The sequence below is a fragment of the Bdellovibrio sp. MYbb2 genome, from assembly GCF_056175685.1.
Genome location: NZ_JBJKJI010000003.1, coordinates 434,446 through 456,166, shown reverse-complemented (window position 1 = coordinate 456,166; position 21,721 = coordinate 434,446). Strand labels below are relative to the sequence as shown.

The window sequence follows — 21,721 nt, the reverse complement described above, 5'->3', positions numbered from 1 at the left end:
CGCCGGAATCCTGTAAAACAAATGTCCTTCTAACAATGGAGCTGAAATGGCTATTGCTACACCTGATAAACTTCCTATGACCATCCGCGGAAAAGCGCTGCTGGATGCAGAGTTGAAAAAGCTTCTGTTGGAAGAAAGACCGTCCGTGATTCTGGCTATCGAAGAGGCTCGTGCTCAAGGCGATATCTCTGAGAATGCTGAATACGAGGCTGCAAAAGAACGCCAAGGTATGATTGAAGGTCGTATTGCTGAAATTCAGGGCAAATTGGCGGGTGCAGATGTTATCGACACAGCACAAATCAAAGCAGATCGTATCGTTTTCGGTGCGGTTGTTAAAATCGTAGACACTGAGTCCGAAGAAGAATTCCAATACCAGATCGTGGGTGTTGATGAATCAGACGTTAAAAATGGCATGATCTCCATTCTGTCTCCTTTGGCGCGCGCGTTGATCGGTAAAAAAGAATCCGACACCGTGACAGTACAAAGCCCTAAAGGCGACAAAGAGTTCGAAATCATCTCCTTCGAGTATAAGTAATTTCCTTGTCGGTCCATGACCTTCTCTGTGAGAATGGGTCATGGACTCGCGCAGACGCCTCTCAGACCGACATCTAATAGCAGAACAGCCTGGAATGACCATTCTACTGACCGGTCTGATTCTGGCGTTCCTTCTTGGTTACACCACTAAATCCCTGCTGTCGCCTTCACGGCTGGCTGCACGAATTGAAAAAGCCGCAAGTCACATTCACAAGGACGTCAAAGTCAGCTTTGGTTCGGCTTATGTCAGTCTGAGCAATGGCATTCTGCCGCGCTTTGCAGTGATCATCACCAATGTGCGCATGGAATCTGCGCAGACGTGCTGGGCTGCGCCCGTGATGGAGATTGATGAGCTTCGTCTGCCGTTGTCGTTTTTAAATCTGATTCAGGGTAAAGCCCCCGTGCGTGTGGTGGAAGCCAACAGCGTGAATCTGACCTTGCGTGAGGACTTCAAAGACTGTGACCCGACGGATCCAGAACAGATTCCGGCCAGCACGCCAAAACCCGCAGTCACGCTTTCCCCCTCAGAGCAAAGCCAGAAATACCGCAACGATGTTCGCGGTGTCTCTGTTCGCACGCTGAAAATCACTTCCGCCAAGCATCCGCAGTATTCCACCGAGCTGATGAATTTTGCGGTAAAAGTAAAATCCTTTGAACCAAAAATTATTGAGGTCACTGCAAAAACCCACCTGATGAAAGACAGTCAGGTCGGCGACTATCTGTCGCATGCAAATCTTTATTTGCAGTACAAGGAATCCCCGGAAGCCGCCGTGCAGGCGCATTTCTTTGGAAACTGGCGCGAAGGACACTATAGTGTGATTGCCAACTACACTTTGGGTGATCAATTGCTGGCGGTGGAAACCGATCTGAAGCACATTCCTCTTAGTCAGATTCTGGCGATCCTGCAAAAATATCAGCTGGCCTCCCGCGACCTGAATGGTCGTCAGGTGTGGATGTCTTCCAAGGCACGTTTGGCGGGCCCAGTGGATGAAATTCGTTCTTTGCCGCTGGAGATTCGTGACCTGCGCATGGAAGGTGATCTGGGTGAAATGCATGTCGATAAAATCAATATCGCTTCCATTGAGCCATTGAAATACGAGCCGATCCAGGTCGATGTGAAAAAGCTGGATATCGAAAAACTTCTGGTGCTTTTGAATCGCACCAAACAAACCAGTATTCTGGGTCATCTGGGCAGCTTCACGGGGCGCGCCGAAATCGTGTCGGATCAGAAGATGCGCATGAGCGGCGAACATGCCGGACTTGAATTTGTCTTTTCCAACAAGGGTCAGCGCGAGCTTCAGGTGATTGAAAGCATGGTCGGTGACATTGCCCTGGATCAGGACCATTGGAGTTTCCAGATCAAGCGCGTTGAACCCCGTGGTGGTGTCTTTGTCGGTGATCTGAACTTGCGCGCGGACCGTGATTTCAAGGCCGTGGCGGTGAAAACTCATATCGATGAATTGCAGCTGGCTCTACCAGTACAAAAGTTGATGACCAATGGTGGTGAAATCGGCCTGATGAGTCTGGATGGGGATCTGCGTTTTGCTGAAGGCAAGGTGCAGTCCTTGAAAGGGCTTTTGCGATTGAATTCCATGGATGTCGAAGGTGTCGCCTTGGGGAAAACCCGTGCCTCCTTTGACTGGAGCAAAGGGGAGGTTCTGCTGAACGCCCAGGTGCAATCGATGAAAGTTTCACCAAATTCTCCAACCGCCGAAGTGTTGCGTCCGGTGACGTTGAACTCGTGGTGGCATGAGGGTGTTTTGAATCTGACAGGTTTAACGGGCCAGCTGGGTGCGAAAAGTTCCAAAGAGTTTTCCTGGAAAGGGTTCCAGGCGCAGGCTTCGCGCACGGGGAAGCTTAGCACGGAGGGCTCCTGGAATGAGGACGCCCGCTTAAAAGGCCACGTGCAGGTCAAGGATGGCAAGATCCAGCGTCGCTGGCAGATTCAAGGCACGCGTGAGCTTCCGCAGTTTGTGGAAGATAAGGCACGGCGCTAATGATTGCTTTGGTGGTGCTGCTGGCAATAGCAGGTTTTTTGTTTTATCGCCACAAAACCTGGCAGGCGCAACGCTGGCCGGTTGAAGGAATACAACCACCTGCCTGGCAGGCCCATCGCGGATTCTGGAAAGCCGGTGCCCAGGAAAATTCCTATGTGTCTTTCGTGAAGGCTCGCGAAATGGGTTTTCAGATGTTTGAACTGGATGTGCGTCTGTCCCAGGATGAAGTTCCGGTGGTGTTTCATGACGGGGACTTGAAGCGGATCGCACAGAAAGATCTGCGCGTGACTGAAGTGTCTGCGGCAGATCTGAAAACATGGGCGGGTGCGTGCACCTTGGAAGAGGTTCTGGCATCCAAGGATATTCCTGCTGCAATAAATATTGAGATTAAGAGCAACGCACTGTTTGATTCGCGACTTGAAAAGGGTGTGGCTGAGCTGGTGAAAAAATATCATCGCGAAAAAGACGTGATGTTTTCAAGTTTCAATCCCATTTCGATCTGGCGCTTAAGTCATCTTTTGCCGCAAGTGCCACGAGCCTTGCTGGCGACCGGTGAAGACGACCCTGAAAATAAAATCTATCTTAAAAAACTTTGGTTGGCCCCTTATGTGGGGGTGAATGCTTTGAATCTGGATTATCGCTTTGTAACTCCGAACGAAGTGCGCGCGTATAAAGAGCGCGGTATTCCAGTGGCGTTATGGACAGTGAATGATCTGGATCGCGGAAAAGCCTACCTTCAGGCCGGGGCGATCAGCATTATTTCTGATGTTGAGAAAGCAGCGGATTTATTTTCTTAAAATACAAAGGCGGAACAAACGCCAGCAGGGCCATGGTTGAATAGCCATAAGGAAGCTTCATCGCCCCGGGCTGTTCCTGCAGTTCCGTGAATGGCAATGTGGCTTTCAAGTGATGATGTGAATGGTAGCCCAGGTTGATCAGGGTGTAGTTTGTGATGATCTGATAGCTGTCCCAGGAATGAAGGGACTTGGCCCCTTCGTAAAATCCGTCGCCCTTTTTTATCCGTAACAAACCATAGTGTTCAATGTAGTCCGCAGTCTGAAGCAGCAGCACACCAACAACACCCTGACCCAGCCAGAATATCAGCGCCGGGGTGCCGTAAAGGCCATACACCGCAAGACCTAACAACATCTGCAAAAGCACATACCAGACAATGCGATGACGAACCCGGTGCCACACGGGTTTGTTTTTCAGGCGTTTGCTTTCAAACTTGAAGGCGTCCCAAAGGCCACCAAAGAAAGATCGGAAGTGATAGGTGTAGATCCATTCATTCCTGCGGGCGGTGGCGGGATCTTCGGGTGTGGCCACGTTTTTGTGATGGCCGTAAACATGTTCAATGGCGTAGTGAGAAAAGTTCGCCAGCAGCAAAAGTCCCACACCCAGTCCACGCAGGGGCTTTTCACGTCGATGCACCAGTTCGTGCGCGGTGTTGATGGCGAGCACTCCGGTGATGGCGCCGAAAGAAAGAACAAGACCTGTCAGTTCCAAAGCTGTGGCATCCAGAGAATGAATCACTCCGGTAAATAGAAACACAGACATGAAGGGAAGTGCAAAAATCAACAGGGCCTCAGGCAGACGGCTTTTCGGGCGAACTTCGGGAATGTGCTTTGTGCGTAAGATATGATCCAAGACCGGATGGATCACAAAAAGTCCGATCACTCCCAGAAAGGTCCATGCACCACCCAAAGCGGCCCCGAGCAATGCCAGCAGGGCAAAGAGGTAAGCAAGACTGTAGCGGGAATAAAATAAAAAAGCCTTCATGGTTCTAAGTAAAGCTTAGCTCCAGGAAGGCTTTTAAGAGAAACAAAAAAACTAAAACTTAGGAGTTTTGGTTTTCGCTTTGTTTCGTGGTTTGACCCATGTTTTGTTTGTTCTGGTGAGAAACCTGTTGGTTGTCGTGAATGTCTTTGGCATCAACGTCGATTTCGTTCAGGCCTTGTTTGAAGCCACGGATGGCTTTACCCATGGACTGACCCAGTTGTGGAAGACGGCTTGGTCCGAAGAAGATCAAAAAGATAACAGCTAGAAGCAGAATGTGCGTAAGGCTAAACTCACCCATGGGGTTCCTCCCAAATTTCTTAAAGTGTACACTTTTTAGACCTGTCTGGGAGGAAAATCAATGTCTGTCTGGGCTTATTCCACGGGCATGTCGATAATTTCGACCTGATCCGCTTCAGCGGCTTCTTTTTCCAGTCCGTCCGCTTCTTCAGAGCCCACGGCAACGACCTTGGTCCCTTCAGTCACAGTTTGCACAGGGATGGCTTCAGAGCTCTGAGCTTTGCCTGGAAGCTGCTTTGCGATGCCCTTGGTTGGTACAGGGGCCTGGACTTCACGAGCGACAGGAGCGGCTTTGGCGGCCTTTTTGGCGTTGCCATTGCCCATCTTCTTAAGCTCTTTGTCGTACTTGGACTTCAGATCAGACAGCTCTTTTTGATAATTTTTTCGGATTTCCTCAACCTGCGTATTGCGCGCTTCTGTAATGCAGGAAGAGTAGGTCTGGAGAGCCATCTCTTTGGCCTGGGCGCGGCAAGTTAGCTCTGCAGCAGTTTGTGGCATGGCTGAAAGCGAGAACATAATTGTGGCAAAGAAAGAGAATACGGTTTTCATATCAACCCCATTTATCTATAGCCCCCTATAACAAGATCCGTGCCGGGTTTGCTCCAAACCAAGGCGGCGTTGAGGTCGGGGGATCTTACATTTTTACATCCTTGATCAGTCTTTTGTCGGCACCTGACGAACACGAAGAAGGGTCAAATTACATATGGTGCCCGCAGCTCAGGGGAGTAAATTAAAACCAGAGGAGGGCGCCGTGGTATCTCTTACCTCCATATTTCTTCCAATGTTACTGACACTGAGCTGGGCCCAGACATCTCGGGTCGTCACCGAGAAAATTACCGTCCCTTGGGCGGTCACTGATTGGGAGCCCTACTACATACTTGAAGGGGCCAACGCCAACATGGGCCGGGTGGATCGTCTGCGCCGGATTTTGGAAGATAATCTGAAGGGGTATCAGTTCACCGACATGTATGCAGATATGCCCAAAACCATGGAACTATGGAAGCTGGGCAGAAACATCTGTTCAGGTTCTGCCTTGATAACACCTGAACGGGAAAAGCTGGCGTACTTTTCAGCGCTGTCGTTTCAGGTTCCCCATGAATATGTGCTGGTAACCGCAAATGCCCAGATGCTGGAAAAGCTGTCTGCGGAAGTTTCTTTAAAAGACATTATGAAAAACAAAAAATGGGTCGGTCTTTTCGTCAAGGATCGGTCTTATGGTTCCGATATCGATGCACTGGTGAAAAATGTTTCACCGCGGGACAAACATTTGATGCTGAAAAAGAATGTCAGTGAAGGTTACACCTCGCTGCTGAAGATGCTGGAGAAAAAGCGTTTTGACTATATGATCGAGTATGAAGCTGTGGTGCGGGCCTATAATGAAAAGATATTTCCGGCAAAACCTCTGGCAACCCGGATTGTGAAAGAGTCCCATCCCTCAGCTGTTTTTTATCTGGCTTGCACTAAAAATCCCTGGGGTCGGGATGTTGTTCGCAAGGTCGATCAGGTATTGCAGAAAATGGCTTTAACCAACGAATACCAGCGCGCCGTGGAATCGTGGCTGGCGCCGGACCTGCAAAAGAAAAGTCGAAAAACTTTGGATGAATTTTATCAGAAAAGAGCACAGGGACCGTGGATGACGGCCCCGTGGTGAAAATTAGCGACGGATCGCTTTGGGATCAATAGCATCCTGCAGACCGTCACCCAGATAGTTAAAGCTGACTGTCGTCAGGAAGATCAACAGACCCGGCAGAACCGCCAGGAACGGAGCCTGGTAAATCAGTTCCTGTGCATTGTTCAGCATGTTCCCCCAGCTTGGTGTCGGAGGCATGATCCCCAGACCCAGGAAGCTCAATGCTGCTTCAAACAAGATCGATTCGCCCACGCCCAAAGTGATCGCCACCAGCATGGGCGCAATGACGTTTGGGAACATGTGGCGGATGATGATCGTGCTGTCTTTGGCACCCAGGGTTTTTGCCGCCAGAACGAATTCACGTTCACGGATCGACAGAATACTTCCACGCACCAGACGGGCCACCGACATCCACGAGAACAGGCACAGGATGATGATCATCTTGAAGATGCTTTCGTTGGATGTGCTGATGATTGCCTTCAGCCATGGAATTTTGGAAAGATCGATGGCAGCAATAACAATCAAAACCGGGATGTGCGGCAGGGACAGCAAAGCATCCGTCACACGCATCAGGAAGGTGTCAATCATTCCGCCATAGAAGCCCGCGATACTGCCGATCAATAAACCGATTAGGGCTGACGCAATAGCCACCAGAACGCCCACGCCCATGGAAACACGGGTCCCGTAAACCAGACGGATAAAGACATCACGGCCCAGTTCGTCGGTGCCGAACAGGTGGAAGGTTTCAAAGTTGTTGAAGATGGAAACCAAGCCGGCTGTTTCAGCGATGTTCAGGCTTTTCAAATCCGAAAGCGCTTTGGAAATTTCCTGGGCACCCAGTTCATAGATCGCGTCAGCTTCGGCCACCGCAACGATGCCTTTTTCAACCAAAGCTTTTTGCACGACGTCGGCCGCTTCGGGGTTGTCCGTGATGAAGCGTTCAATTTCAGTTTCACGCACATCCAGACCCACAGAGGCTGTTGTCATTGGTGCCAGATAGCGGTTTCCAACATTTTGGGCGTCCGGATCAATTCCCGTGACAGCCTGGATGGTGCCGGCAAAGATCGCCACCAGCATGAAGATGCTGATGATAGCAGCGCCAGCTACAGCCAGCTTGTGATCCATAAACTGGGTCAGGATCATCTTCCACATCGGCTGGGCTTTTTCAAGCTCCGCACGGTCCTTGGCGGACAGTTGGTTATTATCAATTTCGATTTCGTTCATGGTCATTTCGCTCATACTCTATGATCCTATTGGTAAGAGATGCGAGGATCCGCAAAGCCGTACATGATGTCCGCTACCAGATTCATCAGCAAAACCATGCTGACTGAAATCACGAAAGAAATCATGGCCACGTTGTAGTCATTACCAATAATGGAATCGTAAACAAGTTTACCCACACCCTGATAAGCAAAGACAGTTTCAGTCAGGATGGCTCCAGAGAACAAGCCCGAGAAACTCAGTGCCAGGATCGTGATCAGTGGAATCAAAGCATTACGGAAACCGTGCTGCCAGATCACTGTTTTGCGGGAAAGACCTTTGGCTCTGGCGGTGCGGATGAAATCATTGCGCATGGCTTCGAGCATGGTGGAACGGGTGAATCTTGAAAAGCGTCCGATCTGCTGAATGGACAGACTCAGGACGGGAAGAATCAGATAAATGGAGCGATCCTTGATATCAGCCCACAGGCCCATATCCGATGCTCCGATGGTTTGTGTGCCCCCGGCCGGTAAGATGGGGAATTTCACGGCAAAAAGAATGATCAATACGATGGCCAGCCAGAATGAGGGGATGGAAATACCCCCGAACGAGAACAGATTCACTATATAGTCTGTTCGGCTTCCCGGCTTCAGCGCCGAGATCACGCCCAGAGGAATGGCAATGGCAATGGAAAGGGTCAAAGAGATTGCAGAAAGCAGGAACGTGTTCCACAGACGCGGGCCCATCAGTTCCTGAACCGGAACACGATAGGTACGGCTGTAACCAAGATCACCCTGAAGGATGGAACCCATCCAGCTGGCGTAACGTTTATAGACCGGCTGGTCCAAACCGTACAACGATTTCAGACGGGCCACGTCTTCAGCGGTGATTTTGGGATTGGAGGCCACCATCATGTCCACCGGATCACCGGGCATCAAGCTCATCAAATAGAAACACACGTAGGACAGGATCACTATCACAGCGAGTGTCTGCAAAATGCGGCGGGTGATGAATGTAGTCATAACAGGGTCCTCCAAAAAATCAGGGATCTAGTTCAGGTTCCAGTCTTCGATGTTGTTTGTCTCGTAGAACTGGTGACCAGCCATTTTGTAACCCTTCAAGTTTTTCGGAGTTACAGAAATGTCAGAGCGGTAGTAAAGAGGCAAAACCGGAACTTCCGAAGTGTAAAGCTTCAGGATTTCGTGAACCAGGTCCGCACGTTTTTTCGCGTTGAATTCAAGATCCAGAGCTTCCAGGTTTTTATCAACAGTTGCATTTGTCCAACCGTGATAGTTCTGACCGGACCAGCCGTTACTGTTGTTCGGAATAGCTTTGGAATAAACTGTAGAACGCGGGCTGTTTTCCGGAGAAGAAACCCACGCAAACAAAGCCATGCCTTCGAACTTGCGTTTGGACATGGTTTCACCGAAGAACACACGTGCCGGTTCGTTCTTGATCAGAACTTCGATGCCAGCCTGTTTCCATTGGTTTTGCAGGTAAACCTGAACCAGCTCGCGGGTTTTATTGCCCGCAGTTGTCTGGAAGACAACGGAAAGTTTCTTGCCGTCTTTGTAACGGTAGCCATCTTTACCCATAGTCCAGCCAGCAGCATCCAGAAGTTTTCCGGCTTCACGCTTGGAGTAACGGTACACAGTGATCTCTTTTGGATCGGCAGTGAACCAAGGATCTTTAGGGGATACGTTGTGCAAAGCCACTTGTTGTTTGTTCTCGAACAATGCTTTCACCAGGTCGTCGCGGTTGATGGAATACAACAACGCTTTACGAACGTTCACATCTTTCAGGATGGGATTGTCCAAACGAAGATCAATGTGCTCGTAAGTCACAGACGGTACGAAGTGAACCACGTAAGGCAGGCTTTCAGACTTGTTTTTCTTGTCGAAAGCAAGTGCCTGATCCAGGTCCAGACCCAAAGTGGAGATCATGTCGATTGTGCCGGAGCGAAGGTTGGCTTCCATAGTCCCGGTGTTCGGGATCAGCTTCACGATCACTTTTTTGATGTTCGGCTGTTTGCCATAGAAGTTCGGGTTCGCAGCAAAAGAAACGTGAGAACCCAGTTTCACTTCGCTGATCACGTAAGGACCGTTGTAAAGGCCCGGATTGGTCGGGTTGCGAACGTAGTTGGAGTTCTTTTCGTAGCCTTCTTTTTGCTTGGAGTATTTGTCAAACACAGGTTTTTCCAGGTGAGTTGGCACCGGGAAGAACTGAGCCAGGGTGAAGAAGTCCCATTTGGCTTTTTCGTATTTGAATGTGCACTTTTTTGGATTTTTAGGATCGATGTCGATCTTTTCCACCTGAGTCCACTGTTCTTTTTCACCCACGCTCACAGTCGGGCTGGTCGCGATAGTGTGGGAAGTGATGAAGTCCTGGCAGATAACCGGTTTGCCGTCGCCCCATTTTGCGCTTTCGATGATTTCCCAGTTGGCTACAATCTTCTTTTTGCCGCCTTCTTCGATGATCTTCGCAGTGCCTTTGTCCAAAGAAGGGATTTCTTTGGCAAGCTGAGTGACCCATTTGCCTTCCGGAGTCAGAACCACCAAAGAACGGCCCACCATGCGGTACATGTACGCAGAAGCAGACATGGACATGATCAGCGGATTCATTGTTTCGAATTCCTGAGAGATACCGATTTTAAGTTCGGTGTTGGACGGAGCTGCCACAGCCTGGACACTCATGCCCAAACCTGCAACCACGCAGAGACCTTTCGCAAACTTTTTCAACATCACTTTCTCCTTTTTGATTAACTTTGTTTTAATACTAAACCGACATCTTTGGCGCGGCTTCAAGCCAGCAGGCCTTCTGATGATTTCCCTGACCTTCCAGAACCGGAGTTTTTTGCGAACAGATATCCATTTTATAAGGACATCTTGTATGGAAAGAACAGCCGGAAGGCGGGTTGATCGGGCTGGGCACTTCGCCCCCCAGGGATTTTTTCATTTTCTTTTTTCCATGACCCACGCGCGGGATCGCACCAATAAGCGCTTGCGTGTACGGGTGCTGAGGGTTTTTGAACAGCTCATCACGCGGGGCGATTTCAACAATCTTACCCAGGTACATCACGGCAATACGGTCGCAGGTGTGCTCGATCACGGAAAGATCGTGGGAGATAAACACATAAGTCAGCTTCAGTTTTTCCTGCAGGTCTTTTAGCAGATTCAGAATCTGCGCCTGAATGGAAACGTCCAGGGCGCTGACGGGTTCGTCACAGATGATCAGTTCCGGATTCAAAGCAATCGCACGGGCGATGGAAATACGCTGGCGCTGACCGCCGGAAAATTCGTGCGGGTAGCGATTCACGTGTCCCTTGCGCAGACCTACAACTTCAATAAGCTCCAGAACGCGTTGACTGCGCTCTTCCGCGGTGCCGACATTGTGGATGTCCATGGGCTGGCGGATAATTTGACCCACGGTCATGCGTGGATCCAAAGACGCATACGGATCCTGGAAGATCATCTGCATGTTCTTGCGTTTTTTGCGCAAAGCTTCACCTTTGAGCTTCAGGAAATCCTGACCATCAAAATTGATGTCGCCGGCTGTCGGTTCATAAAGACGGATCAAGGTGCGGCCCAAAGTGGATTTGCCGCATCCGGATTCACCCACCAGACCCAGGGTTTCACCCTTGCGCACAAACAGGGAAACATCGTCGACGGCCTTAACGCTGGCCACTTCACGCAACAACAGACCCTTTTTGATAGGGAAGTGCTTTTTGATATTTTTGGCTTCAAGAATGATTTCGTTCATCTTTAGTATTCCCGAACCTTAAAGAGGGTTGAAGCAGGCCACTTTATGACCCGGTCTGATTTCTACCAAAGGCGGCTTGGTGCCGGCGCATTCGCTCTTCACACGAGAACAGCGGTTCACAAACGGACAGCCCTTCGGCAGTTCGTACGGAGCCGGAACAGAGCCTTCAATGGTGGTCAAACGACTCACGCGTTCACCAAATTTCGGGCGGGAAGAGATCAGGGCTGCTGTATAGGGATGGCTGGGATTCAGGAACAGCTCGGAAGTGTCGGCTTGTTCGCAAGTCTGGCCACCGTACATCACCATCACGCGGTCCGAAATTTCAGAAATTACACCCAAATCGTGGGTGATGAACTGAACAGTCATGTTCAGTTTTTCCTGCAGACCCTGAATCAGTTCCAGGATCTGGGCTTGAATGGTCACGTCCAGCGCGGTCGTTGGTTCGTCGGCAATCAGGAAAGTCGGGTCGCAGGATAGGGCCATGGCGATCATGGCTCTTTGTCTCATACCACCGGACAGCTGGTGAGGATAAGCCTCATACCGTTCTTCCGGGGAAGGGATGCCTACCAGGCGAAGCATTTCAATGGCACGTTCGCGGGACTCTTTCGGTCCGCACTTTTTGTGCTTCATGATTTGCTCATCCATTTGGAAGCCAATGGTCAGAACCGGGTTCAGGGCCGTCATCGGCTCTTGAAAGATCATCGCCATTTCGCCACCGCGAACTTCGGCCATGTCCGGTTCAGAAAGTTTCAAAATATCACGGCCGTTCAGCAGGACCTGGCCACCGGTGACCTTGCCGGGTTTTTCAATCAGACGCATCAATGAATAGGAAGTCACTGATTTGCCGCAACCGGATTCGCCCACGATCCCCAGGGTCTGACCTTTATAGATGTCATAGCTGACGTTGTTAACGGCGCGGACCGGACCCATCTTTGTGTGAAAGGTGGTTTCAAGATTCTTAACTTCAAGTATTGGTTGAATAGCCACTATTTAAGTCCTCTTAAAGAAAGCGTCTTGTTTCAAGTTCTTCCACAGCAGAAAGGGCGCCTTTTTTCAAAGCCTTACCCAAAACGCCGGTCAGCTTGTCGCTGAAGCTTTCGTGGTGTTCAAATTTTACTTTAACTACCTGATGCTTTTCAGAAAGGGTCAGAAGGTAATCATCGCTGGTGCGGATTTCATCCACCAGCAGTTTTGTCAGGGCTTGTTCGCCGTACCAGTATTCGCCGGTGGCCACTTCAGCCAGATTCATCTGCGGACGGAAGCGGCTGACAAAGCTCTTGAACAATACATGCGTGTCTTCAAGCTGTTGTTTGAACTTTTCTTCGCCCTTGTCAGTGATTTCACCCAAAAGGCTTACAGTTCGCTTGAACTCTCCAGCGGTGTATTCTTTGTAGTCTACGTCGTGCTTTTTCAACAGACGGTGCAGGTTTGGAAGCTGGGCCACAACACCGATAGAACCAACAATGGCAAACGGGGCGCACAGGATTTTGTTCGCGGTCACAGACATCAGGTAACCGCCGCTGGCAGCCACTTTGTCCACGCAAACAGTCAAGGGAATGCCTTTTTCACGGATGCGCAAAAGCTGGCTTGCGGCCAGGCCGTAACCATGAACCACACCGCCCGGACTTTCCACGCGAACGACAACTTCGTCAGACGGGGTGGCCAGAGTCAAAACTGCGGTGACTTCTTCGCGCAGATTTTCAACAGCAGAGGCTTTCACATCGCCTTCAAAGTCGATCACGAAGATCTTTTTGTCGCCGTCGCTGGATTTGGATTCAAGGGCTTTGCGCTCTTCCTTCAACTTTTTCTTGAGCTCTTTGCGTTCGGACTTGGTGACCGTGTGAGCCTTCAGAAGATGGCGGAAGTTCTTGTAGCGCTTGTGCAGAAGCTCGATTTGGATTTCGGATTTATGACTTGCCTTGGCAGCCAGCAGGGCGATGATCAAAATCACCGCGATAACGGCGAAAAGGATCAAGAAGGTCTGTGCTGCGAAAACTCCGATGCTCTGCAATGCGTCCATAGTACTCCTTAGGGGCAAGTTGGTACGTTATTGAGAAAACAGACAAAGGTCGAGCATCTTTTTTGTTTGCTCAAAAAAAAGCGGGAGCCCTGATAGACTCGGAAGTACGAATGAAACCTTCAGGGCGTCTGACCTCACTTCTTCTGCTTAGTTTTATTGCTTCCTCCGCATGGGGGGATGGCCCGGAAGAGGCTCGTCTAAAGGGTTTTGCTCAGCATCATAAGGCGCAGGATCGCTTTGAACAGGCTCGTCAGCAGGGCGAGCGCGCCTACCTTGAAGAAGAAGAGCAGTGGGAACGTCAGAAAGACCGCCAGCTTGAAGAGTACAAGAAAAACAAAAAATCGATTGTTATGAGCGAAGACGGCCCTGAAGCTCAGGCTGATGCGGCTGCTAAGAAACGCTGGGACGAGTCCTATGAAAAGGAGCGTCGAGTGTATGCGGCCGAAAGTGCGCGTCGCGAATCTTTGGATCGCGGGGCAAAGAATCTGCCGTCTGAATCTCAGGAATTGGGTTTGCTTGAAGATCGTCCACGTTACGACTATCGCAAGCGCGCCATGTTTGGCGGTAAACCCAAGTTCGGAACCAGCGCCAGCGGTTCGGGTTCATCCGGCGGTTCCAGTTTCGGTGGGGGATCCAGCAGTCCGTCATTCCCACCACCACCAACATTTGATGATTTTGGCGGCGACGGCGGCTATGTGCCTGCGCCGAATATGCCAGAAGACTATGGTGATATTCCACCACCTCCGCCACCACCACCTCCACCGCCGTTTGGCGATGACTTTGGAGGAGGATTCGGAGGCGATTCAGACTTCCCACCACCACCGCCGCCACCACCGTTCGAAGGCGGCGGCGACTTCTAAGCGAAAGCTGGAACTTGCCCAAACTCTGCGTTGCTGCGTCGGCGGCGTGCTGTTAGCACGCCTTTCTCCTTGCGCCTTGATTTTGGGCAAGTTGCAGCTTTCTTGGTTCCCGGTTTTTTTTGGGGAGCGGGCCAAATGCCGAAGGCATTTGAGCCAAATGGGGGGGCGGGGCCAAAACGGCTTTGCCGTTTTGAACTTGGGAGGCCAAAGTGCCCTTGGGCACTTTGTGCTTTAGCTTTCTTTTAGGAGTTCTTCGGTGGAGAGGCCGCTGTGTTGTTTAATGCCTCTCATGAGATACCAGAAAATGCCCAGCAGGAAGATCATGGATGGGACCATGATGATGGCCATTGACCAAGTGGTCATTTGGGCGATTTGTTCGTTGAGCACTGTGGACTGAGCATCTGCGGACAGTGTTGAATCAATATTAATGAAAATCTTTCGAGCCAATACGAAGTTGCAGACCGCGCTGAAGGCGAATGAGAGCGACAGCCATACGGTGGCGCTCTTCATGTGGTCGTGGAATTCTTTTTGTTTGCCCTTTTCTTTCAGGCGTTCCTCTAGCAGATCCACCTTCATCAGTGCGGGATTCAGGAACAGGGTTTCGATGAATGGTTTTTTGGTAAACGCGGATCCCAGGACGAACAATCCTACCAAGGCCGGAAAGGCCGCCTCTTTGACGGCGAACCAGAATCCGTGCAGACCCAGCAGTGCCAGGCCGCCGGTCAGCAGCACGTTCAAAAGACCTAAGGCTGAAAAGGCGTTGAATTTTTTGCGTTTGATAAGGTCATAGGCGCCGTATCCCAAAGGGAAGGCCAATGCCAAAACCAGTGCCCAGAAAGGTCCGATAAACTTGGACAGTTTATTCAGGATCAGCACCGGAAGTACGATATTAAAGACGATATTTAAGAGGCCGTTTTCTTTTGGTGGTGCTTCCTGTTTTGACATGGATAGCATCCTTGTCGGCTTCGCTGAAAAAGGCAAGTCGGCGCTGTGCATAAAGTTTCATTGCACTCAAAGGCCGACGGGGTACAATTTGTCGATGGCAATGATATTGGTCTTCTTATCCACGGCGCTCAGCTTTCTTATCAGTTCTGTTTTTGCCGCCCGTTCCTGGGCGTACCGCAGATCCTACATTCATCGTCTGGTGTTTATTATCGAGTTCGGTTACGCGCTGTGGGCCTTTTCTGTCATCAGCGTTTTTGCCATTGATAACATGGCATTTAAGATTTTTATGACCCATGTCCGCATGTTGGGACTGCCGTTGCTGTTTCCATCCTGGGCCCTGCTATGCGCGGGACTTTTTTTGCCAGGGGTGTCGGCGAAACTTCGGCAGTATTGGTATCTGGTCTTTTTGTTTCCGGCGCTGGTGATTGCAGCCAATCTGCTGGCGATGGCGGGGTTTCCTGCGGCCTCTAAATGGATGTACTATGACTTTTATTTGATTCCGGGGATGAGTGGTCTGGTGGATTTCACCCGGGGACCGGTGGTGCTGGCGATTATTGCCTTCGCTGCTCTGACAATCGCTGTGGGGTTTGCATTTCTGATGTATGCCGTCTTCACACTTAAAGGACGTCGTTGGCAGTATGCCATGGTGTTTTTGGCGGCGGCACTGTGGCCCTTTGCGCTGGAAGCCTTGGTGCTGCTTGGTTCCGGGGATTTACCTTTGCGACAGTTGAAAATAGCAGCTCTGTGGCCGTTTATCTGGGGGCTTCATTATGCGGCGAACAAGGGCGACGTGCTGGAGATCACCTCGCTGGCGCAGCAAAAAGTTTTCGAGCAGCTTCCCGGGCCCGTCGTGATTTTAAATGCGCGCTCTGAATACTGGGGTGGCAATGCGGCGGCGTTGGAAATGCTGGGTCTTCAGGAAAGCTGGCAGGGGCATCTTGCGGCAGAAATCCCGGTTCTTCGGGACATCATTTCCGGGGCCGAGCGCTTTCAGATTCATGGGCTTAGTTACCAGATCCGTCGTCACAATCTGGACGGCGACAGTAAGGAAAGTCAGGCTCAGGTGTATTTATTGAATGACGTGACCGAGCTTGAGGAAAGCAACAAAGCTCTGAAAGATCTGAATGGGGAAATCTTAAAAATGCACAGTTTCAACAAGCGGGTGCAAACGGTGCTGGCGCATGATTTGACCGGAGCATTGGCGGGCACGCAGTTGCTGCTGGGGGTATCCCGTCAAGACGGCGTGCTGACTCCGGATTCGCTGGTTCGCGTGCGGGAAGCGCACAAGGCCTCGTTGGAGTTGTTGAGAAATATTCTGGCCTGGAGCCATGAGGGGGAAAGCCGGGGCGGCGTTGATCTGAAGACGCGTGTTAATGCGGCCGTGGGGCATCTGGCTCCTCAGATTCTGCAAAAAAATGTCGCGGTGAAAGTGGATCTGCCGAAAGAGGAGATTCAGTTGTGGGGCTCCGTCCGTGTTGTTGAAACGATTTTAAGAAATCTGCTGTCGAATGCGGTGAAGTTCAGTCCCGAGGGCGGAACTATTCAAGTGACCGGCTTGATTATGGGAAATCAGGTTGAGCTGACTATTCAGGATCAGGGGCCGGGTGTGTCGGCGGAAATCATGGCGTCGTTGTCGGATTCTGGTGCGGTGATGTCGTCGCAGGATGACGGCTTCGGAGTGGGGCTTAAATTCACCAAGGACTTTGTGAATCAGATGGGCGGGGTGTTGATCTTTGACCCGAATGTCACGCAGGGCACCCGGGTGTCGGTTCGTTTTCCTATCGGGTTTCCAGTTTAATATGCACGGGCTGTTTTGATGATTCAGTGATGGATTCAAACAGCCGGTCATTCACATAAAAGTAGAACTGATGCGTCTTGCGGGAGACGTCATCAAAGGTGCCGAATCTGTAGTTGGGATTTTCAGTGCGGGAAGGGTGAAAGAAGTGGGCAAAGTACTGCTCACTGCCGTCATCACCTGCACCGTCATTTCCTTCACGCAGGAAATACATCGTGGCAAAGGGATACTTTGCGTCGGAATGAATCTGTGGGCGATGGTTTTTCAGCAGATAGTCCCTCTGATCCTTCCATTCATCGTAAAAGTAGGTGGCTTGTATGGGAACATGGATGGTCAATGGTGCCTGGGACAATTCAAAGTGCATGCGAATAGCGTCACGCATGGAAAGAGCATGACATCCCGGCAGTGTGTCGGTGCTGCCAAAGAATCCTCCGACAATGGTCACTTCGCTGGCCGCCAGAGGAATGTTGTGTTCACCGCCATCAGAGAATATTTCAAAATCAGGCGAGCGATCTTGAGTGTACCACTGACGATAGCCTTCGGTGCTTTGATCGCTGACCAGGTAAATCACCGGGCGGCCCAGGGCTTTAAACTCTTTTACGATCTGATCAATTCCGGCAGCGGCAGATCGGGTGGTGTCGAAGAATTCTGTCGCATGGGTCACAATCAAGACATGCTGATTTTTCACTCGCGACAGTTGATCCCGGTTGAACCGCGGCTTTAGGGCGGACTCTGAAGACGGCCGTCTGTGGGCCGTATGCTGGCAGCCTGCAAGCGTAATAATCAAAGTTAGAAATAGGATCGCATGTCTCATGTTGGACTCTTCGGCAGATGGACAGGAAGCAAGATGGGATTTAGGGCGGGGTCATGGGAATAGTGCTCCGCCGGCTCTGGAAATTTTAAATAAGGCAAGTAAAATTAGGTATTTGCCGGATTCGTCCGCAAGGGGTGAAAAAGTGTGATAAATTGGGCTCACACGAGGTGAGTGATGCCTGAACTTCCAGAGGTCGAAGTCGTCCGCCGGGGCCTGGAGACAATATTAAAAGACCAGCCGATTTTGGAAAAAGTCGAACTGATGCGCAAAGATCTGCGCGAACCAATTCCTGCTAAAAAAATAAGCACCCTTGTCGGTCAGCCGCTGACGTCCATCGAGCGTCGCGCCAAGTATTTGCTTTTGTGGACGCCCAAAGGCGCCATGCTGTCACATCTGGGAATGACCGGAACCTGGCGGGTGGCGGTGCCGGGGGATGAGCGCCTGCATGACCATATATATCTGCATTTTTCGGGGAACCTGCGTCTGGCTTACCGCGATCCGCGCCGTTTTGGCTGTTTTGACTTTGTTCAAGACCCGTTAAAACACCCTAAGTTAGCGGATTTGGGGCCGGAACCGTTAGAGGCGGAATTCGATGGACCGCTGCTGTGGGAAAAGCTGCGCGGCAAGGACGTGGCTTTGAAGGTCGCCTTGATGGATCAGAAGGTGGTCGTGGGCGTTGGGAACATCTATGCCAGCGAAGCGTTGTTCGCCGCTGGAATCAAACCCACGCTGCCAGCGCGAAAGCTGTCTTTGGATCGCGCTTCACAGCTTGTGACAGAGATTAAAAAAATTTTATCTCAATCAATTAAAGCCGGTGGATCTTCGATCAGTGACTTCGCTCAGGCCTCTGGGGAAAGCGGCTATTTTCAGACGAGCTTTCAGGTTTACGGTCGGGACAAAGAGCCTTGTGTGACTTGCGGGCAACAGGTGAAGTCGAAGGTTCTGGGCGGTCGAAACACCTTCTGGTGTTCGCGTTGCCAAAAATAATTTTGCAAAATTTCGTTTGCTAAGCGGGCCAATTTTTGTGTAACTTAGGCCTTAGTCGAGTTTTAAAACAAACGCGGGCCCACTGTTGGCAATTAAGTCAACAAGGTCAGCTTAAATAAATAACGAAGGGATCATCAATGAAAGCAATCGTAGTAGCAGCTTTGCTTGCACTATCTTTCACAACTGGCTTCACTTGCTCTAAAAACCAACCAGAGACAGCTCCTGCTGAAACTGCACCTGCTGCTGAAGCAACTGCTACTGAAGCAGCTCCTGCAGAAGGCACTCCAGCTGCTACTGAAGCAGCTCCTGCGGCTCCAACTGAAGCAGCTCCAGCTGGCGAAACTAAGTAATTAGCCTTTAGGCTTAGTACTTAAGTTACGACGAAAGCCCTCGCAAGAGGGCTTTTGCTTTTTTCCCTCTGAAGATTTGTTTTTCTCCATCCCCGGGTCGCACTTCAGACTCACCCAAACCGATTAGTTCTGCTTCCAAAGATTAAATCTATTTCTCCTCACATTCCCTGTATATATAGATATGGGGCCAGATGCGCTTGCACATGCTCATATTATTGAGTCTAATTATTGGTGTATTTCAATAAAGGAGATTCATCGTGGATTCTATCAGCTCATTCTATGGAATGTTTTTGGAGAACTACACGGGCCTGTGGGTATTGGGCTCTGTGGTACTTCTGTTGTTTGTGGGCTTCTTCTCAAGCCCTCTGATCGTGTGGGCGATTGCCCTGGCCGCAGTTCTTGTCGGCTTTGGTGCGCCAACCTGGTTGCTGGCAGTTTACGCTGTCATCGCCATCATCTTCCTGATCACGCCACTGCGTGCAGCACTGGTGACATCCGGTTTGCTGGCATTCATGAAGAAGATGCAGTTCCTTCCGAAAATTTCTGACACGGAAAAAGCGGCATTGGACGCCGGTGCCGTTTGGGTGGAAAAAGATCTTTTCTCCGGCAACCCGAATTTCGGCAACTTGCTGAAAGAAGACTATCCACAATTGACTGCCGAAGAGCAGGCATTCATGGACGGTCCGGTGAACAACCTGTGTGCGGTTCTGGATCACTGGAAAATCCACAAAGAAAAAGACATCCCTAAAGAAGCCTGGGATATTATCAAGAAAGAAAAATTCTTGGGCATGATCATCCCGAAAGAGTACGGCGGTCTTGGCTTCTCTGCACTGGCGCACTCTGAAGTGATCATGAAAATCTCGTCCCGTTCATTGTCTACAGCAATCACGGTGATGGTTCCGAACTCTTTGGGTCCGGCAGAGCTTCTGGCGCACTACGGAACTGATGCACAGAAAAACCGTTATCTTCCGCGCCTGGCAACGGGTGACGAAATCCCTTGCTTTGGTTTGACTGAGCCAACGGCGGGTTCTGATGCGGGGTCCATCACTTCCACCGGTGTTCTTTTCAAAGGTCCGGATGGAAAACTGCAAATCAAGTTGAACTGGAACAAACGCTGGATCACGCTGGCTGCGATCTCTACAACGATCGGTCTTGCGTTCCGCTTGCGTGACCCTGAAAATCTGCTGGGTAAAGGCGAAGACGTGGGCATCACGTGTGCTTTGATCCCGTCCAGCACTCCGGGTGTTGTTTTGGGTCGTCGTCATGATCCATTGGGTATCCCGTTCTACAACTGTCCGACTCAAGGTAAAGACGTTGTCGTTAACGCCGAAGACGCGATCATCGGTGGTGTTGCCAATGCCGGTAAGGGTTGGTTGATGCTGATGGAATGTCTGGCAGCAGGTCGTGGTATCTCTTTGCCAGCTCAGGCAACCGGTGGTTCGAAACTGGCTGCTCGTGTTGTGTCTGCGCACTCTTTGGTTCGTCGTCAGTTCGGTATGTCCATCGGTCGCTTCGAGGGTGTTGAAGAGCCTTTGGCGCGTATCGGGGCTGCAGCTTACCAGCTGGAAGCCATGAGACGTTATTGCCTGGGCGCGATCGACAAAGGTATCAAGCCGGGTGTTATCACAGCGATGCAAAAATACTATGCGACTGAAATGGGCCGCCAGGTGATTAACGACTCCATGGACATCATGGGTGGCGCGGGTATCTCTATGGGTCCTCGCAACGTATTGGCAGAAATCTACATTGCGACTCCAATTGGTATCACGGTCGAGGGTGCAAACATCCTGACTCGTACTTTGATGATCTTTGGTCAGGGTGCTCTTCGTGCCCATCCGTTTGCTTACGCGGAAGTTAAAACTGCGGAAGCGGGTGATTTGAAAGGCTTCGACAGAGCGTTCTGGGGTCACATCGGTCACGTTATTCGTAACACATGCCGCGCGGTTCTGTTGTCCTGCTCCCGTGGTTTCCTGGCATCCACTCCGGATGTTCACCCGCAAATGAAAGTATACGTTCGTCGTTTGACTTGGACATCTGCAACATTTGCGTTGTTGTCTGACGTGGCGATGGGTGTTTTGGGCGGTCAGTTGAAAGCAAAACAAAAAATCACCGGTCGTTTCGCTGATATCCTGGCGAATATGTACATGGCGACAGCTATTCTTCGTCGTTTCGAGTACGAAGGCCGTCGTGAAGAAGACCTGGCGTTTGCTCACTACAACCTGAAACGTTGCATGGCGAACATCCAGACTGGTTTTGATGGTATCTTCGACAACCTGAAAATCCCGGGTCTGCGTTGGTTCTTCAAAGGCTGGATCGGCGCCTGGTCCCGTATCAACTCTGTAGGTTCTCAAGCTTCTGACGGCTGGTCTCATGGCATCGCTGCTGCGATGTTGAAAGAGGGCGGTATTCGTGATCGTTTGTCTGATGGTATCTATCTGCCAACAGATAAAAATGAAGCTATCGGTCGTCTGGAACACGCGTTCTCGGTGACGAACAAAGCTGAAGCGGCAGAGAAAAAAGTGAAAAAAGCGATCCGCGAAGGTGTTCTTCCTAAAAAGAAAGTTCACTTGTTACTGGATGAAGCCCGTCAGAAGAATGTGATCACTCAGGATGAACTGAAGCTGATCCAGGAATCCGATGCGGTTCGCTACGACGCGATCCTGGTGGATGATTTCTCTCAGGAAGAATACATGTCCCGTCATTCTTAAGACGGACCTGATGCAAAACTTAAAACCCCCGTGCGAACCACGGGGG

At 50.6% G+C, this 21,721-nt stretch carries 20 protein-coding genes; 9 read left to right on the top strand and 11 right to left on the bottom strand.

The genetic code is table 11. The features are described 5' to 3' along the window. Positions 1-46: 46 nt before the first annotated feature. The 3 genes from greA to AC04MQ_RS16200 all read left to right on the top strand — a co-directional run bounded on the left by greA (position 47) and on the right by AC04MQ_RS16200 (position 3,328). Positions 47-535, top strand: a complete 489-nt coding sequence (gene greA, locus AC04MQ_RS16210) for a transcription elongation factor GreA (RefSeq protein ID WP_041577680.1) — start codon at positions 47-49, stop codon at positions 533-535. Positions 536-629: 94 nt separating this feature from the next. After that, complete coding sequence (locus AC04MQ_RS16205; protein ID WP_475392591.1) at positions 630-2,531, top strand: hypothetical protein; 1,902 nt, start codon at positions 630-632, stop codon at positions 2,529-2,531. Continuing rightward, positions 2,531-3,328, top strand: coding sequence for a glycerophosphodiester phosphodiesterase (locus AC04MQ_RS16200; protein ID WP_475392590.1), 798 nt, complete (start codon positions 2,531-2,533; stop codon positions 3,326-3,328). The genes AC04MQ_RS16205 and AC04MQ_RS16200 overlap by 1 nt, the downstream gene beginning before the upstream one ends. On the opposite strand, the gene AC04MQ_RS16195 is transcribed toward AC04MQ_RS16200, so the two are convergent. The 3 genes from AC04MQ_RS16195 to AC04MQ_RS16185 form a co-directional block, all read right to left on the bottom strand. Beyond that, entirely contained in the window at positions 3,288-4,310 is a 1,023-nt protein-coding gene (locus tag AC04MQ_RS16195) for an alkane 1-monooxygenase (RefSeq protein WP_475392589.1), read from the bottom strand. The genes AC04MQ_RS16200 and AC04MQ_RS16195 overlap by 41 nt on opposite strands. Before the next feature lie 58 nt (positions 4,311-4,368). Beyond that, complete coding sequence (locus AC04MQ_RS16190; RefSeq protein WP_041577675.1) at positions 4,369-4,608, bottom strand: Sec-independent protein translocase subunit TatA/TatB; 240 nt, start codon at positions 4,606-4,608, stop codon at positions 4,369-4,371. A gap of 74 nt (positions 4,609-4,682) precedes the next feature. Next, a complete protein-coding gene (locus AC04MQ_RS16185) occupies positions 4,683-5,156 on the bottom strand; it encodes a hypothetical protein (protein WP_475392588.1) in 474 nt (157 codons plus the stop codon). Positions 5,157-5,388: 232 nt separating this feature from the next. Here AC04MQ_RS16185 and AC04MQ_RS16180 point away from each other — a divergent pair, with 232 nt between their 5' ends. Then, positions 5,389-6,258, top strand: a complete 870-nt coding sequence (locus AC04MQ_RS16180) for a TIGR02285 family protein (RefSeq protein ID WP_475392587.1) — start codon at positions 5,389-5,391, stop codon at positions 6,256-6,258. Positions 6,259-6,261: 3 nt separating this feature from the next. Here AC04MQ_RS16180 and AC04MQ_RS16175 read toward each other — a convergent pair whose 3' ends face one another. From AC04MQ_RS16175 to sohB, 6 genes are read right to left on the bottom strand one after another with little or no spacing between them, the layout of a single operon-like run. Beyond that, the gene (locus AC04MQ_RS16175; RefSeq protein ID WP_015091274.1) at positions 6,262-7,476 is read right to left on the bottom strand and encodes an ABC transporter permease; all 1,215 of its coding nucleotides are present in this window, start codon (positions 7,474-7,476) and stop codon (positions 6,262-6,264) included. Between the two features lie 11 nt (positions 7,477-7,487). Next, entirely contained in the window at positions 7,488-8,459 is a 972-nt protein-coding gene (locus tag AC04MQ_RS16170) for an ABC transporter permease (RefSeq protein WP_041577671.1), read from the bottom strand. A 27-nt stretch (positions 8,460-8,486) separates the two neighbouring features. Next, positions 8,487-10,178, bottom strand: coding sequence for a peptide ABC transporter substrate-binding protein (locus AC04MQ_RS16165; protein WP_015091272.1), 1,692 nt, complete (start codon positions 10,176-10,178; stop codon positions 8,487-8,489). Between the two features lie 34 nt (positions 10,179-10,212). Next, complete coding sequence (locus AC04MQ_RS16160; protein ID WP_475392586.1) at positions 10,213-11,196, bottom strand: ABC transporter ATP-binding protein; 984 nt, start codon at positions 11,194-11,196, stop codon at positions 10,213-10,215. A gap of 18 nt (positions 11,197-11,214) precedes the next feature. Then, complete coding sequence (locus AC04MQ_RS16155) at positions 11,215-12,183, bottom strand: ABC transporter ATP-binding protein (protein ID WP_041577669.1); 969 nt, start codon at positions 12,181-12,183, stop codon at positions 11,215-11,217. A 13-nt stretch (positions 12,184-12,196) separates the two neighbouring features. Continuing rightward, positions 12,197-13,216 carry a protease SohB gene (sohB, locus tag AC04MQ_RS16150; RefSeq protein WP_475392585.1) on the bottom strand — a complete coding sequence of 340 codons (1,020 nt, stop codon included), beginning with the start codon at positions 13,214-13,216 and terminating at the stop codon, positions 12,197-12,199. A 110-nt stretch (positions 13,217-13,326) separates the two neighbouring features. Between sohB and AC04MQ_RS16145 the strand changes: the two genes are divergently transcribed. Beyond that, positions 13,327-14,076: a hypothetical protein gene (locus AC04MQ_RS16145; RefSeq protein ID WP_475392584.1), complete on the top strand. Its 750-nt coding sequence runs from the start codon at positions 13,327-13,329 to the stop codon at positions 14,074-14,076. Positions 14,077-14,307: 231 nt separating this feature from the next. On the opposite strand, the gene AC04MQ_RS16140 is transcribed toward AC04MQ_RS16145, so the two are convergent. After that, a complete protein-coding gene (locus AC04MQ_RS16140; protein WP_015091267.1) occupies positions 14,308-15,021 on the bottom strand; it encodes a VC0807 family protein in 714 nt (237 codons plus the stop codon). Positions 15,022-15,115: 94 nt separating this feature from the next. Here AC04MQ_RS16140 and AC04MQ_RS16135 point away from each other — a divergent pair, with 94 nt between their 5' ends. Beyond that, complete coding sequence (locus AC04MQ_RS16135; protein WP_475392583.1) at positions 15,116-16,819, top strand: ATP-binding protein; 1,704 nt, start codon at positions 15,116-15,118, stop codon at positions 16,817-16,819. Here AC04MQ_RS16135 and AC04MQ_RS16130 read toward each other — a convergent pair. Then, positions 16,800-17,504 (bottom strand): hypothetical protein, encoded by a 705-nt coding sequence (locus AC04MQ_RS16130; protein ID WP_475392582.1) that lies wholly within the window; start codon positions 17,502-17,504, stop codon positions 16,800-16,802. The genes AC04MQ_RS16135 and AC04MQ_RS16130 overlap by 20 nt on opposite strands. A gap of 300 nt (positions 17,505-17,804) precedes the next feature. On the opposite strand from AC04MQ_RS16130, the gene mutM reads away from it, so the two are divergent. The 3 genes from mutM to AC04MQ_RS16115 all read left to right on the top strand — a co-directional run bounded on the left by mutM (position 17,805) and on the right by AC04MQ_RS16115 (position 21,675). Then, entirely contained in the window at positions 17,805-18,617 is an 813-nt protein-coding gene (mutM, locus tag AC04MQ_RS16125) for a bifunctional DNA-formamidopyrimidine glycosylase/DNA-(apurinic or apyrimidinic site) lyase (protein WP_015091264.1), read from the top strand. A 137-nt stretch (positions 18,618-18,754) separates the two neighbouring features. Then, on the top strand, positions 18,755-18,967 hold the full coding sequence (locus tag AC04MQ_RS16120; RefSeq protein WP_080602385.1) for an acylneuraminate cytidylyltransferase: 213 nt from the start codon (positions 18,755-18,757) through the stop codon (positions 18,965-18,967). A gap of 257 nt (positions 18,968-19,224) precedes the next feature. Continuing rightward, positions 19,225-21,675, top strand: coding sequence for an acyl-CoA dehydrogenase (locus AC04MQ_RS16115; RefSeq protein WP_015091263.1), 2,451 nt, complete (start codon positions 19,225-19,227; stop codon positions 21,673-21,675). Positions 21,676-21,721: the final 46 nt, after the last annotated feature.